We start from the raw sequence: 14236 nt of genomic DNA, 5'->3' as shown, positions 1-14236 counted from the left end.
GGATAGGGTGTCATGTCCGTAAAAGCTCAACAGCAGTCCCGCATCAAAGAGTTGATCGCTCGCGGCCGCGAACAGGGTTACCTGACCTACGCCGAGGTCAACGACCACCTGCCGGAGGATATTTCCGATCCGGAACAGGTGGAAGACATCATCCGCATGATCAACGACATGGGGATCAACGTATTCGAAAGCGCCCCGGATACGGATGCCCTGTTGTTGGCCGAAGCCGACACCGATGAAGCCGCCGCCGAGGAAGCCGCCGCCGCCCTGGCGGCGGTGGAGACCGACATCGGCCGGACCACCGACCCGGTGCGCATGTACATGCGTGAAATGGGTACCGTGGAACTGCTTACCCGCGAAGGCGAGATCGAGATCGCCAAGCGCATCGAGGAAGGCATTCGCGAGGTGATGGGCGCCATCGCCCACTTCCCCGGCACCGTGGACAGCATTATCGCGGAATACCAGCGCGTCGCCAGCGAAGGCGGCCGCCTGTCCGACATCCTCAGCGGCTACATCGACCCCGACGATGACTCGGCGGTACCCGCCGAGGCCGAGGTCCCCGTCGATCTCAAGAGCAAGAGCGCCGCGGCGCCGGCATCCGACGACGAGGAAGAGGAAGAGGGCGAGGGCGACAGCAGCGAGGAAGAGGAAGGCGACGGCGGCCCCGATCCGGAAGTCGCCCGCCTGCGCTTCGGCGCCGTCGCCGAGCAGCTGGACAGGGCCCGCGAGATCCTCCGTCAACATGGCCGCGGCAGCGCCCAGGCCATGGAAGAGCTGCAGGCGCTGGCCAGCCTGTTCATGCCGATCAAGCTGGTGCCCAAGCAGTACGACGCTCTGGTCGACCAGGTGCGCGACTCTCTGAGCCGCGTGCGCACCCAGGAACGTGCGATCATGCAGCTGTGCGTGCGCGATGCGCGCATGCCGCGTGCCGACTTCCTCCGCCAGTTCCCCGGCAACGAGGTCGACCAGGACTGGGTCGACTTCCTGGCCAAGGGCAAGACCAAGTACGCCGAAGCCCTCGGCAAGCTGGCCGACGACATCAAGCAGTGCCAGCAGAAGCTGATCGACCTCGAGCAGGAAGTCGGCCTGACCATCGCCGAGATCAAGGACATCAACCGCCAGATGTCCATCGGCGAAGCCAAGGCCCGCCGCGCCAAGAAGGAAATGGTCGAGGCCAACCTGCGCCTGGTGATCTCCATCGCCAAGAAGTACACCAACCGCGGCCTGCAGTTCCTCGACCTGATCCAGGAAGGCAACATCGGCCTGATGAAGGCGGTGGACAAGTTCGAATACCGCCGCGGCTACAAGTTCTCGACCTACGCCACCTGGTGGATCCGCCAGGCGATCACCCGCTCGATCGCCGACCAGGCGCGCACCATCCGCATTCCGGTGCACATGATCGAGACCATCAACAAGCTCAACCGCATCTCCCGGCAGATGCTCCAGGAGATGGGCCGCGAACCCACGCCGGAAGAACTGGGCGAGCGCATGGAGATGCCTGAGGACAAGATCCGCAAGGTTCTCAAGATCGCCAAGGAACCGATCTCCATGGAAACCCCGATCGGCGACGACGAAGACTCGCATCTGGGCGACTTCATCGAGGACTCCACCATGCAGTCGCCGATCGACGTGGCGACCGTGGAAAGCCTCAAGGAAGCCACCCGCGAAGTGCTGTCCGGTCTCACCGCCCGGGAAGCCAAGGTGCTGCGCATGCGCTTCGGCATCGACATGAACACCGACCACACCCTCGAGGAGGTCGGCAAGCAGTTCGATGTGACCCGCGAGCGCATCCGCCAGATCGAGGCCAAGGCCCTGCGCAAGCTGCGCCATCCCTCGCGAAGCGAACACCTGCGCTCCTTCCTCGACGAGTGACAGCAAGACCCCCGGCCCGCCGGGGGTCTTGCTTTCCAGCTGTCGGCCGGACAGCGGACACCCTTATACTGAGGGCCTGCGCAGCCCCCAACGACACGACGCCATGCACGGACCCGACGCCAGCAACCTGCTCGAACGCCTGGATGCGCTCACCCAGGCCGCCCTGCTGCAGGGTTTCCACCAGCGCCAGCTGGTCGAGGGCGAACTGCTCGGCAGCCCGAACGGCGAGCGCGACAGCGTGTTCATCGTGCGCAGCGGGCGCATCCGGGTATTCCTCGCCTTCGAGGACAAGGAATACACCCTCACCTTCCTCGAAGCCGGCGGCATCTACAGCACCCACAGCCAGGCCTATGTCCAGGCCGTGCGCCCGAGCGAGGTGCTGATGGGCGACACCGCGCAAACGATGGCCACCCTCCGTTCGCTGCCGAGCGCCGTGCCGGCGATCATCCGCGTGCTCGGCGCCACCCTCGACAACTGCATGCGCATCATCGAGGACCTGGCCTTCCGCGACGTCGAGGGCCGCCTGGCGCGCTTCCTCGACGGCATGCTGGCACGCAAGGGCCGTCCCCACCAGGGCAGCCTGCGCCTCGAGCTTGACCTCAATACCGAGGACATCGCCCAACTGCTCGGCACCACCCGCCAGACCGTCTCCTCCCTGCTCAACCGGATGGCCCGCGAAGGCATCCTCAGCCGTGCCGGCAACGGCGTCTTCGACATCCACGACGCCGAACGCCTGCGCGCCCGCAGCCAGTAGCCGGGCCAGCTGTCTGCTGGCTGACAGACAGCCCTCTCCCCGCTTTCTAGCATGAACGCTCCAGATACCCGCTCGCCGGAGGAACGTTCATGATCACGACGACCTATCGCAGCATCTGCGGCGAAGAATCCCTGCCCTACATCGACTGCGACCGTTGCATCCGCACTCTCTATGCGCGAATCCAGCACTATCTGCAGCAGGACCCGGGCGACTGCCCGATCTGCACCTATTTCCGCGAAAAGATCGGCTCGCGCGACGGCAGCGAGAGCGACGCCCGCCTGCTGCTGCACGCCCAGGTGAACGTCGTCTACGAACTCTTCGCCCGCCACGACGACCGGGAAGCCCTGGCCCTGCTGGAACGGGTCGAGGACGACTGCTGCTGATCGCGCCGTGAAACCGGTTCGCAACGAATGCCGGCTTTTCCGCTCCCGTCGCTTGGCGCGGGCGGAAAGCCGCCGCTATAATCCGCCGGCCTTCTGGGGGCCTGTAGCTCAGTCGGTTAGAGCAGAGGACTCATAATCCTTTGGTCCACGGTTCGAGTCCGTGTGGGCCCACCACCTTCAAAGCCGCGCACTGCGCGGCTTTGCTCCTTTCAAGGTTGCGGCATCTGGATCAATCCCATGGTCCAAAGGTACAAAATCGGTACAGTGCTGGTACGCCAGCCTGCCTTTGGAGTCCTTGTCAGATGGCCACAATCGTCAAAACACCAGCCGGCACATGGAAGGCCGTAGTCCGCAAGACGGGCTGGCCGACCAGCGCCAAAACCTTCCGTACCAAACGCGACGCCGAAGATTGGGCACGCCGCACCGAAGACGAGATGGTGCGCGGCGTGTACATCCAGCGCAGCGGCTCCGAACGCCTGACGCTGGAAAAAGCCCTTGAGCGCTACCTGGCCGAGGTGTCGCCCAGCAAGAAGCCCACCACCCGCAAGGCGGAAGCCACCAAGGCCAAGCAGCTGATCCAGCACCTAGGGAAATACTCCCTGGCGGCCCTTTCCGCCGAAGTCATCGCCAATTACCGCGATACCCGCCTCAACACCCTGAACAAACACGGCAGGCCCACCAGCAACAACACCGTGCGACTCGAACTGGCCCTGCTCAGCCACCTCTTCACCGTCGCCATTCAGGAGTGGGGACTGGGCCTGATCTTCAACCCGGTGTTGAACATCCGCAAGCCCAGCCCGGGGGACGGTCGTGACCGCCGCCTTTCCCCTGACGAAGAAAGGCGCCTGCTGGCCGCCGTGAACAATCACAGCAACCCCATGCTGGGCTGGATCGTCCGCATCGCATTGGAAACGGGCATGCGCTCATCGGAAATCACCGGCCTGCGCTGCCATCAGGTCGACCTGAAAAAGCGCGTGGTACGCCTCGCAGACACCAAGAACGACAGCGCCCGCACCGTTCCCCTCACCAAGTCGGCCACCGAGGCCTTCAAGGCCGCCCTGGAGAATCCTCTGCGCCCTGAGGATTGCAATCTGGTGTTCTTTGGCGAACCAGGAAAGGACGGAAAACGCCGCCCCTATGCCTTCACCAAGACCTGGGGACTGCTGAAGAAGAAACTCGGCATGCCCGATCTGCGCTTCCACGATCTGCGCCATGAGGCAGTCATTCGACTGGTAGAAAGCGGCCTGAGCGACCAGCATGTGGCAGCAATCAGCGGCCATAAGTCGATGCAAATGTTGCGTCGCTACACGCACCTGCGCGCCGAGGATCTGGTGAAGGAGCTGGATACCATCTCGATGCGCAGGGCCGGAAAACAGCGGAGCGCAAAGCAGTCGAACTGACACTTGGTTCTCGCCACCATGATTGGCAGGAGCCCCGTACAGCAGTCTGCAACTAGAACGATCGCGCTGTTTTCGGCCATTGTTAGCGCCGATGTAAAACTGACCCACCCCAGCGAAGTAAAATTGACCCACCTGGGCTAACGTCGCGGCCTTTTCGAGGCCGCCTATGTTGACCCAGGAGCAAGCAGTGGAGATCAGAGTATTGGCCCGTCAAGGGCACAGCATTCGGCAGATCGCCAAGATGCTGGGCGTGTCCCGTAACACCGTTCGGCGCTACCTCAAGGAGCCCGCCGTCCCGCGCTACTCGCCGCGAGACCCCAGGCCCACCAAGCTCGACCCCTTCCATGACTACCTGCGCGAGCGGGTGAAGCAGGCGCATCCGCTCTGGTTGCCGTCCACCGTGCTGATGCGCGAGATCTGCGAGCAAGGCTATCAGGGCGGCGCTTCCCAGCTGCGCGCCTGGCTGGCCAGGCTCAAGCCGGCCAGACCGGACGATGGCCCGGTGGTGCGCTTCGAGACCGAGCCTGGCCAGCAGATGCAGGCCGACTTCGTGGTCTTCCGACGCGCCAAATCACCGTTGTCGGCCTTCGTCGCCACCCTGGGCTACAGCCGGATGACCTACGTTCACTTCGTGCCGGACGAGTCGTTCGACTCGGTGCATGACGCGTTGCTGCTGGCCTTCGATTACTTCGGCGGCGTCCCGCAGCAAGTGCTGTTCGACAACATGAAGACCGTCGTCCTGGAACGCGACGCCTATGGCGACGGCAGCCACCGCTTCCATCCCGGCCTGCTCCAGATGGCCGACGATCTGGGTTTCCGCATCCGCCTGTGCCGCCCCTATCGGGCGCGCACCAAGGGCAAGGTCGAGTGCTTCAACCGCTACCTGCGCGAGAGCTTCTACAACCCACTGCACAGCCGGGTGAAAGCCGCTGGCCTGCTGGTGGATTGCGGCACAGCCAATCGGCTGGTCGGCGACTGGCTGGCCGAGGTCGCCAATGTGCGCGTGCATGCCACGCTCGGCGAACGCCCGATCGATCGCTGGCGTCGGGAGCAAGGCCTGCTGACACCCTTGCCGCAGGCTCTGCGGCGGGACTGGGAGCCATTGTTGGGTAACCGGCCAAGACCCGTACCGCATGAGTCGTTGCAGCATCCGCTGTCGGTCTACGAGTCGATTCGGGAGGCCTGCGCATGAACCTGCAACACGCGCGCATCGCCGAACTGTGCCAGGCTCTCAAGCTCGAGCGCATCGTCGATCACTACCCGCTGTTGGCCCAGCAGGCGGTCAGGGGCGACCTGAGCTTCGGCGACTTCCTGAAGCAGCTGCTGCGGCACGAGCACGGCTTTCGCCAGCAGCGCAGCCGCGAGTTGCTGACGCGAATGGCCTGCTTCCCGGCGATCAAGGCGCTGGAGGAGTACGACTTCAGCTTCAGCCCTGGCGTGCCCAAGGCCCTGCTGCACGAGCTGGCAGGCCTGGCGTTCATCGAGCGCACCGAAAACATCGTGCTGATCGGCCCCTCGGGCGTCGGCAAGACGCACCTGGCCATCGCGCTGGGTTATCGGGCGGCACAGAGCGGCCTCAAGACCCGTTTCATCACGGCGGCCGACCTGATGCTGCAACTGGGAGCCGCCCAGCGGCAGGGGCGACTGAAGGCCTATCTCAACCGCACCATCCTGGCGCCGCGCCTACTGGTGATCGATGAGATCGGCTACCTGCCGTTCGGGCGCGAGGAGGCCAACCTGTTCTTCCAGGTCGTCGCCAAACGCTATGAAAAGGGCTCGATGATCCTGACCTCGAACCTGCCGTTCAGCCAGTGGGCCGATGCCTTCAGCGGCGACGCCACGCTGACGGCGGCCATGCTGGATCGGCTCCTGCACCACGCCCACATCCTCACCCTGACCGGAGAAAGCTACCGACTCAAGGATAAACGCAAGGCGGGCGTGATCCGCCAGAACCGTAAACCCGAGTGATCCAGGTGGATCATTATTACTTCGGCAAATGAGGGCCAAGGTGGGTCAGTTTTCAGTCGGCGTTGACACATTGATTAAACGAATGCAGCGGCATTCGTTGGTATTGCGCTCAGAGTCTTGCGGATCATGGTTTCGGCAAATAACCCGGCAGCGCTTCGATGCGTTCGATCCACTGGGCGATGTGGCGGTATGGCGAAATATCCACACCGCCTTCATGGGCCAGTGCGACATAGGGATATACCGCGCAATCGGCGATTGAGGGGCGGCCAATGGCAAGCCATTCATGCTGCTGCAAGTGCTGGTCGAGCAGCGCCAACACTCTGGCTGACTTTTCTACCGCCGCTGCGTGATCCAGCGCATAACCAAACTTCTCGACCAGCCGTGCGGCACAGACGCTGTGTTGGATTTCGTTGGCCGCAAATGACAGCCACTGAACGATTTCTGCCTGTCCCTGCGGATGCGCCGGCCACCAGGCCAGTCCGCCATAGGCACCGGCGAGGTAAACCAGAATGGCCTGGGAGTCGCGTATGACCTGTTTGCCATCCACCAGAACCGGCAGTTCTCCGAGCGGGTTCAGTTCCAGCAAGGGCGGGCGTTTGTGTTCGCCATTGAGAAAGTCCACCGCCACTATTTCCAGGTTGATATTGGCCAGGGCCGCAAACAGGCGAACTTTGTAGCAGTTCCCTGATGGGTGCAGGTCGTACAGTTTCATAGGTGACCACCGTTGGTGAGTTGGTTGAACTCCAAGACGTTGCCGTCCGGATCGCGGATGAACAGGGCAATTCTTCTGGGCCCGATCGGATGCGGCCCTTCGGTGATGACGATCCCGCGTGCCTCCAACCAGCGTTGCAAGGCTTGCAAGTCGTCCACGATGAATGCCGGGTGGGTGATGCCGGGCAGCTTGATCGGCTCATCCAGCAGCGCGTTGTGCGCGTCGGGCAGGCGTGCGCCGTTAAAGATCAGGTTGATGCGTACCCCGTCCGGGGTGAGCATTTCGTTGGCCTCATACAGCGGAAATTCCGCGCTCTGCACAAAGCCCAGGCTCTGGTAAAAAGACAGCGCCCGACGCTTGTCACTGACACGAATGCCAATGTGGTCATAGGCATAAATTCTGGCGGGATTTTGCGGGGTATCCATGGCATAGCTCTCTGTTGCGGTAACGCCCGGAGAGTGTCTCCCGCGAGCCGCGTTCGACCTATGCCGCGGAGCTGATAACACCTGTGCAACAAACGCACTAATGAGAGAGGGATATGGACAGGCTGAAGGCCATGGCCAATTTCGTGCGCATCGTCGACAGCGGCAGCCTGAGTGCTGCTGCCGACGTTTCCGGCCAGTCGGTGGCGTCACTGGTGCGCTCCCTCGCCGCCCTGGAAAAACACCTGGGTGTGCGCCTGCTCAACCGTAGTACCCGTCGCATGGCCCTGACTGATGAGGGCGAAGCCTATCTGACCTGGAGTCGGCGCATCCTGGCTGAATTTGACGATATGGAGCAGCGCCTAGAAGCGCGGGACGGGAACGTGCGCGGTCAACTGCGGATCACAGCACCGGTGGAATTTGGCTATCGCTACGTGGCGCCGCTGGTCAATGACTTTCTTCATGCCCATGAGGCGCTGCGCATTGAGCTGAACCTCAATGACCAGATCATCCCGCTACTAGATGAACGCATCGACCTTGCCGTACGCATCGGCCATTTGCCGAACTCCGGGCTGGTCGCTCGCAAAGTCAGCAGCACTCGCCTTGTCACCTGTGCCAGCCCGCTCTACCTTGAACGCCATCCCGCTCTCGCGCATCCCAGCGCCTTACGTGATCACTTTTGTATCAGCACTCCGTCACAGGGCCGGCACTGGTACTTCCGCGCCGGGGAAAAAGAATGGGCAGAAGAAATCACTCCGCGCCTGATGTGCAGTCAAATCCGCGCAGCCATCCTGGCCTGTGTTGAAGGTGTAGGCATTGCGCGAGTGATGCATTATCAGGTTGCTGCAGAGCTGGCTGACGGGCGTCTGCTGAGAGTCCTGCGCCCCTACGAACCGGAGAATCTACCCATCCAGTTGGTTTATCCACACAGTCTGCAACTCGCACCACGCGTCAGAACCTTTGTCGACTGGGCCTGCCCGCAACTAGAGGCCCGCACACCTGATCCAGACGCCGATTAGGCAAACGCCAGCTCTGCCAGCCACGCCATGAGCCCCACAACCTACAGCGCGGTTGGGAGCACAGCGGGTCGCCATCAACTAGCACGGTGAGCAGCCGACAACGCGCCACATAACCTTTGGGATGATCTTGCCCAGCCCTAGTGGACACAGGTTTAAGCACTCATCCAGGCCTCGAAGGCTTCCGGACTGATGTATCCCAGTGTGCTATGACGACGCTGGCGGTTGTAGTCGGTTTCGATGTACTCGAACACGGTTTGACGCATCTGGGCATGCGTACCGAAGCGTTCCCCATGGATGCACTCGACCTTCAGACTGTGAAAGAAGCTTTCGGCACAGGCGTTGTCGTAGCAATTGCCCTTCGCGCTCATGCTGCCGCGCAGCCGATGGGCATGGAGTAGCTCCCGATAGGCCGCCGAACAGTACTGGCTGCCTCGATCCGTATGCACGATCACGCCTTGAGGCTGCTTGCGCCGCCACAGGGCCATGCGCAGGGCATCGCAGACCAGCTCGGCCGTCATGCGCTCGCCCATGGCCCAGCCGATCACCCTGCGCGAGTACAGGTCGATGATCACCGCCAGATACAACCAGCCTTCTTCCGTGTGCAGGTAAGTCATGTCGCCCACCCACTTCCGGTTTGGCGCCGCTGCCGTGAAGCCCTGCCGGAGCAGGTTGTCCGCCACCGGTAGTGAGTGCCTGGAATTCGTGGTGGCCTTGAACTTCCTGGCAGCCCTGGCCCGCAGTCCCTGGCGCCGCATCGAAGCAGTCACGGTCTTGCGATTGCAGGGCAGGCCCGACGCCTTCAGGTCGAGGCATAACCGCGGAGCCCCGCTGCGCCCCTTCCGCTTGTGGTAGGCCTGAGCTACCAGGCGGTCCAGTTGGGTCTGTTGCTGGCGGCGCTTCGAGAGCTTGCGCGAACACCAGGCGTAGTAGCCGCTGCGGGCAATGCCCAGCACACGGCACATGACCTTCAGTGGAAACTGCTGAGTATGGGCTTGCATGAAGGCGTACTTCACTTGAGGCTCCTGGCAAAGTACGCGGCGGCTTTTTTTACAATGGCCAACTCCTCGGACTGTTCGGCCAACAGCCGTTTGAGGCGGGCGTTTTCGTCGGCCAACAACTGCTCGCGCTCGCTGCTGGTCTGAGCCTGCTGTTTCCTGCTCCGCCAGCCATAGAGCTGGGAGGGGTGCAGCCCAAGCTGTTCGGCCGCTTTGCTGACGCCAATCCGTTCGGCCAAGGCCAGCGCTTCGTCCTTGTAGGCTTGGGAGTGGCGGATACGGGTTGGTTTCATCGGGCTTGCTTGCCTTGCCATGGATCACCTCGTTGCAGTGTATCGCTTAACGGGGTGTCCACTGAGGCTGGGCAAGATCAAACCCCTGCCTTCCCAGACCAGCTTTCCCCAGCGCCGGTCCCGATCGCTCATCAAGTCTGTTCCCGCCCCTTGCCAAAGCCGGATACATGGATGACTGCGGCCCTCCGCTACCCGCCTTTCCAAACACCCCGCCCACGAGCCTCTAGACTACCAATGACCGGCCGGCGCAACCGGCAGGCACCCAGTCAATCGGCAAGGCGGAACACGCGGATGACTCACTCCAGACAAGGCTCCTGGCTTCAATGGCGGCTGGCCACGCTCCTGATCGTGTCGTGGCTCCTGGCGGGCTGCGGCATCAACGACATTCCCACCTATGACGAACAGGTGAAGGCGACCTGGGGGCAGGTGGAGAACCAGTACCAGCGGCGCGCCGACCTAATCCCCAATCTGGTGGAAACGGTCAGGGCCTACGCCCAGCACGAGCGGGAGACCCTGACCGCGGTGATCGAGGCGCGGGCCAAGGCCACGTCCATCCAGGTGGATGCCGGCACGCTGGACGATCCGCAGAAGCTGCAGCAGTACCAGCAGGCGCAGGACCAGTTGAGCGGTGCGCTGAGCCGGCTGATGGTGGTGTCGGAGCGCTATCCCGAGCTGAAGGCCAACCAGAATTTCCTCACCCTGCAGTCCCAGCTCGAAGGCACGGAAAACCGCATCGCGGTGGCGCGCCGCGACTTCATCGCCGCGGTTGAGCGCTACAACACCGAGATCCGCACCTTCCCCGGGCGCATCTGGCACAGCGTGCTCTACCGCGACCTGCCGGTCCGCGAAAGCTTCGAGGCCACCAGCCAGGGCGCAGAACAGGCACCGCAAGTGAAGTTCCAATGACACTGGCACCCAGGCTCCTTCAGGGCCTGCTGCTCTGCGTCTGTACCCTGGTCGTCCAGGCCCAGGAGGCCAGCTTCCCTGCCTTGACCGGACGGGTGGTGGATCGTGCCGAACTGCTCGATGCACCGACCGAGGCGCGCCTGACGCAGATCCTGGCGGCCCATGAGCAGGCCAGCGGCGACCAGCTGGTGGTGGTCACCGTGCCGGATCTGGCGGGGAGCAACATCGAAGAGTTCGGCGTCGAACTGGGCCGCCGCTGGGGCATCGGCCAGAAGGGCAGGGACAACGGCGCGCTGCTGATCGTCGCGCGCGACGAGCGGCGGGTCCGCATCGAGGTCGGCTATGGCCTGGAGGGACGCCTGACCGACGCCCAGTCCGCGCTGATCATCCACAACATCATCGTCCCGGCCTTCCGGCAGGGCGACTTTGCCCGCGGCATCAGCGAGGGCGTCACGGCGATGCTCTGGGTACTGGGCGGCAAGCCTCTGCAGGGCGAACAGGGCCTGATCCCCGACACGCAGGAGTCGGACGAGCCGTCGTCGCTCCTGCTGATCGTGCTGTTGGCGATCATCCTGCTGCTGGTTCGCGGCGGGCGCGGCCGCAGCGCCCTGTTGGCCGGCGCCCTGCTCGGCGGCCTGCGCCACGGCGGAGGCGGCGGGGTGGCGGTTTTGGCGGGCGCGGCGGCGGCTTTGGCGGCGGCGGCGCCTCCGGTGGCTGGTAGGGACGCGAATCCATGACATTGTTGACCGAAAGCGAACAGCGGCAGGTCGCCGCGGCGATCGAACGGATCGAGCGGGAGACGGACGCCGAGCTGGTGACGGTGCTGGCGGCCCGGGCCGACGACTACACCTACATCTCCCTGCTCTGGGCCGGACTGCTCGCCCTGCTGCTGCCCGGCGCGCTGAACCTCGTCGGCAACTGGCTCGGAGCCGGACAGCTGCTGCTGGCGCAGTGGGCGACCTTCATCCTGTGCAGCCTGCTGTTCCGCCTGCCCGCCCTCACCACCCGGCTGGTCCCGCGCCCGGTGCGCCACTGGCGCGCCAGCAACCTGGCGCGGCGGCAGTTCATCGAACTCGGCCTGCACCACACCGCGGCGGAAAGCGGCATGCTGATCTTCGTCGCCGAAGCCGAGCGCTACGTGGAGATCCTGGTCGATCGGGGGATTGCCAGCCGCCTGGACGACGCCAGCTGGCAGGCGATCGTCGAAGCCTTCACCGCCCAGGTGAAGCGCGGCGAGACGCTGCAGGGCTTTCTCGCCTGCATCGAGGCCTGCGGTGCGCTGCTCAAGGAACAGCTGCCCGCCACCCATGAACGCAACGAGCTGCCCAACCGCCTGGTGATCCTGCCGTAGGAGAGCACCGGGCACCGGCCTGCCCGCCTGGCTGCCCACCAGACAGGAAGGTCGAAGTGAACGGAGTAGGCGCACTTTCCGCGCTCCGCGAGTCAAACCAGCAATGCCCCATGCGGAGACCGACCATGCTGCGCCTCGCTCCCCTGCTCATCGGTACCCCTCTCCTGCTTCTCCTCGGCGGCTGCGGCGACACCGCCAGGCTGCCGGTCGACACGGGCTATGGCCCGCAACCGCAACTGCCCGCGCCGGACCCGGGCCTGATCCCCACGGTGAACATCGCCAAAGCGGTCGGCTGGCCGCCAGGAAGGCAGCCCACCGCCGCCGCGGGCCTGCAGGTGAAGGCCTTCGCCAGCGGTCTGGATCATCCGCGTACGCTGCTGACGCTGCCCAACGGCGACGTGCTGGTCGCCGAGACCAACGCGCCGGCCAAGCCCGACGACGACAAGGGCGTCCGCGGCTGGGTGATGAAAAGGGCGATGGCCCGCGCCGGTGCCGGCGTGCCCAGCGCCAACCGCATCAGCCTGCTGCGCGACGGGGACGGCGACGGAGTCGCGGAAATCCGCACGACGCTGCTGGAGAACCTCAACTCGCCGTTCGGCATGGCGCTGGTCGGCGACCAGCTCTACGTCGCCAACACCGACGCCGTCGTCCGCTTCCCCTACCGGGAAGGCGAAACCCGGATCGACGTCCCCGGCGTGAAGGTGGCCGACCTGCCGGCCGGAACGCTGAACCATCACTGGACCAAGGACCTGATCGCCAGCCGCGACGGCAGCAGGCTCTACGTCACCGTGGGCTCCAACAGCAACGTCGCCGAGCACGGCATGGAGGTCGAGGAGAACCGCGCCGCCGTGCTCGAGGTCGATCCGGCCAGCGGCGCCACCCGCCTGTTCGCCTCCGGCCTGCGCAACCCCAACGGCCTGGCCTGGCAGCCGCAAAGCGGCGCGCTCTGGGTGGTGGTCAACGAGCGCGACGAGATCGGCAGCGACCTGGTGCCGGACTACATGACCTCGGTGAAGGATGGCGGCTTCTACGGCTGGCCCTACAGCTACTACGGCCAGCACGTCGACGAGCGCGTCAAACCGCCGCGTCCGGATCTGGTGGAAAAGGCCCTGGTGCCGGATTACGCCCTCGGCGCGCATACCGCCTCCCTGGGCCTGACCTTCTACCAGGGCGAGCTGCTGCCGCCGCGCTACCGCAACGGCGCCTTCGTCGGCCAGCACGGCTCCTGGAACCGCAAGCCGCGCAGCGGCTACAAGGTGATCTTCGTGCCCTTCGACGACCAGGGCCGCCCCGCCGGGCCGCCGGAAGACATCCTCACCGGGTTCATCGACGAGGAGAAGGGCGAGGCCCATGGGCGGCCGGTCGGCGTGACGGTCGACAAGGCGGGGGCGCTGCTGGTGGCCGACGATGTGGGGAATGTGGTGTGGCGGATCGCGCCGGCGCCCTGAGCCGGAAGTGGGCTAGATACCGGATCACTGCTGCAACTGTAGGTCGGGTTAGCCCGCAGGGCGTAACCCGACGCGACAGGCAATGCCGGGCAGGCTGTCGGGTTACGCTACGCTAACCCGACCTACGGAGCGGCCATCCACGCATGTCGTTATCCTGATCGCCCCCAAAAGGCGAATCTGAATAGGGTGAAACTGCTCTAGCGGAGCCTTTTCAGCAGTTCCTCGAGCTTCTGCGGGATCTGGCCCAGGCCGTGACAGGCGGCCTGCTTGCGGATCGCGACCCGGTCGCCGTCGAATTGTACCGTCTCGCTGATCACAGCCAGCTGATCGCCCTGCATCAGGGCATAGGCATAGCACTGGGTGCCGCCCGGGTCCTCCTCGGAGTCGTCGGCCACGCCGGTATTGGCCACCGCCAGATCGGCACGACTGGCCTTGAGCGCGCCGATCGCCATTTCCGTGGCGACTTCCTCGCTGGTCAGCCCGAACCGCTCGATGGTCGCGAAGTCGACGCCCAGCAGGCGGTGCTTGGACTGCGGCGAATAGACGATGAAGCCGCAGTCCAGTACCTGGCCGCAACCGGGCTCGTTCGCCAGCAGCGAAGCCATGAGGCCGCAGGTGCAGGACTCGGCCGTGCTCAGCTTCAGCTTGCGCTCCTGGAGAAACGCCACCAGCCTCCCGACATCCTGCATGTTCGCACTCCGCACGTTGAGGGA

The 14236-nt window shown here is 64.3% G+C and carries 14 protein-coding genes, 1 tRNA gene and 1 pseudogene; 12 read left to right on the top strand and 4 right to left on the bottom strand.

What is annotated here, in order from left to right:
• Positions 1-12 precede the first annotated feature (12 nt).
• From rpoD to istB, 7 genes are all read left to right on the top strand, one after another.
• Positions 13-1872 (top strand): RNA polymerase sigma factor RpoD, encoded by a 1860-nt coding sequence (gene rpoD, locus ACG10_RS02440; RefSeq protein WP_089166996.1) that lies wholly within the window; start codon positions 13-15, stop codon positions 1870-1872.
• A gap of 103 nt (positions 1873-1975) precedes the next feature.
• Positions 1976-2626 (top strand): Crp/Fnr family transcriptional regulator, encoded by a 651-nt coding sequence (locus tag ACG10_RS02435; RefSeq protein WP_089166995.1) that lies wholly within the window; start codon positions 1976-1978, stop codon positions 2624-2626.
• Between the two features lie 89 nt (positions 2627-2715).
• Positions 2716-3009 carry a N(2)-fixation sustaining protein CowN gene (gene cowN, locus ACG10_RS02430; RefSeq protein WP_089166994.1) on the top strand — a complete coding sequence of 98 codons (294 nt, stop codon included), beginning with the start codon at positions 2716-2718 and terminating at the stop codon, positions 3007-3009.
• A gap of 97 nt (positions 3010-3106) precedes the next feature.
• Positions 3107-3183, top strand: a tRNA-Ile gene (locus tag ACG10_RS02425).
• A 128-nt stretch (positions 3184-3311) separates the two neighbouring features.
• Positions 3312-4409 carry a site-specific integrase gene (locus tag ACG10_RS02420; RefSeq protein ID WP_089166993.1) on the top strand — a complete coding sequence of 366 codons (1098 nt, stop codon included), beginning with the start codon at positions 3312-3314 and terminating at the stop codon, positions 4407-4409.
• Positions 4410-4575: 166 nt separating this feature from the next.
• Positions 4576-5601 carry an IS21 family transposase gene (gene istA / locus ACG10_RS02415; protein ID WP_089166992.1) on the top strand — a complete coding sequence of 342 codons (1026 nt, stop codon included), beginning with the start codon at positions 4576-4578 and terminating at the stop codon, positions 5599-5601.
• Entirely contained in the window at positions 5598-6377 is a 780-nt protein-coding gene (istB, locus tag ACG10_RS02410) for an IS21-like element helper ATPase IstB (RefSeq protein ID WP_089166991.1), read from the top strand. The genes istA and istB overlap by 4 nt, the downstream gene beginning before the upstream one ends.
• 124 nt (positions 6378-6501) lie before the next feature.
• On the opposite strand, the gene ACG10_RS02405 is transcribed toward istB, so the two are convergent.
• Positions 6502-7089, bottom strand: a complete 588-nt coding sequence (locus ACG10_RS02405; protein ID WP_089166990.1) for a glutathione S-transferase family protein — start codon at positions 7087-7089, stop codon at positions 6502-6504.
• The gene (locus ACG10_RS02400; RefSeq protein ID WP_089166989.1) at positions 7086-7514 is read right to left on the bottom strand and encodes a VOC family protein; all 429 of its coding nucleotides are present in this window, start codon (positions 7512-7514) and stop codon (positions 7086-7088) included. Before ACG10_RS02400 ends, ACG10_RS02405 begins: the two co-directional genes overlap by 4 nt.
• 113 nt (positions 7515-7627) lie before the next feature.
• On the opposite strand from ACG10_RS02400, the gene ACG10_RS02395 reads away from it, so the two are divergent.
• A complete protein-coding gene (locus ACG10_RS02395) occupies positions 7628-8530 on the top strand; it encodes a LysR family transcriptional regulator (protein WP_089166988.1) in 903 nt (300 codons plus the stop codon).
• A 152-nt stretch (positions 8531-8682) separates the two neighbouring features.
• On the opposite strand, the gene ACG10_RS02390 is transcribed toward ACG10_RS02395, so the two are convergent.
• Positions 8683-9839 (bottom strand): IS3 family transposase gene (locus tag ACG10_RS02390; protein ID WP_089166987.1). Its coding sequence is split into 2 segments (ribosomal slippage): positions 8683-9581 and positions 9581-9839, totalling 1158 coding nucleotides; the frame shifts between segments, so codons are not numbered across the junction.
• Positions 9840-10109: 270 nt separating this feature from the next.
• Here ACG10_RS02390 and ACG10_RS02385 point away from each other — a divergent pair.
• The 4 genes and pseudogenes from ACG10_RS02385 to ACG10_RS02370 all read left to right on the top strand — a co-directional run bounded on the left by ACG10_RS02385 (position 10110) and on the right by ACG10_RS02370 (position 13523).
• Positions 10110-10724, top strand: a complete 615-nt coding sequence (locus ACG10_RS02385; protein ID WP_039801484.1) for a LemA family protein — start codon at positions 10110-10112, stop codon at positions 10722-10724.
• A pseudogene (locus ACG10_RS02380) lies at positions 10721-11445 on the top strand (TPM domain-containing protein). Before ACG10_RS02385 ends, ACG10_RS02380 begins: the two are co-directional and overlap by 4 nt.
• 12 nt (positions 11446-11457) lie before the next feature.
• Positions 11458-12075 carry a TPM domain-containing protein gene (locus ACG10_RS02375; RefSeq protein ID WP_089166986.1) on the top strand — a complete coding sequence of 206 codons (618 nt, stop codon included), beginning with the start codon at positions 11458-11460 and terminating at the stop codon, positions 12073-12075.
• A 125-nt stretch (positions 12076-12200) separates the two neighbouring features.
• A complete protein-coding gene (locus ACG10_RS02370) occupies positions 12201-13523 on the top strand; it encodes a PQQ-dependent sugar dehydrogenase (protein ID WP_089166985.1) in 1323 nt (440 codons plus the stop codon).
• A gap of 197 nt (positions 13524-13720) precedes the next feature.
• On the opposite strand, the gene ACG10_RS02365 is transcribed toward ACG10_RS02370, so the two are convergent.
• Positions 13721-14212, bottom strand: coding sequence for a CinA family protein (locus ACG10_RS02365; RefSeq protein ID WP_089166984.1), 492 nt, complete (start codon positions 14210-14212; stop codon positions 13721-13723).
• Between the last annotated feature and the right edge of the window lie 24 nt (positions 14213-14236).

It is taken from the genome of Azotobacter chroococcum (assembly GCF_002220155.1).
GTDB lineage: Bacteria > Pseudomonadota > Gammaproteobacteria > Pseudomonadales > Pseudomonadaceae > Azotobacter > Azotobacter chroococcum.
The sequence above is the reverse complement of the archived record's forward strand: the minus strand, read 5'-3'. Positions and strand labels throughout refer to the sequence as shown.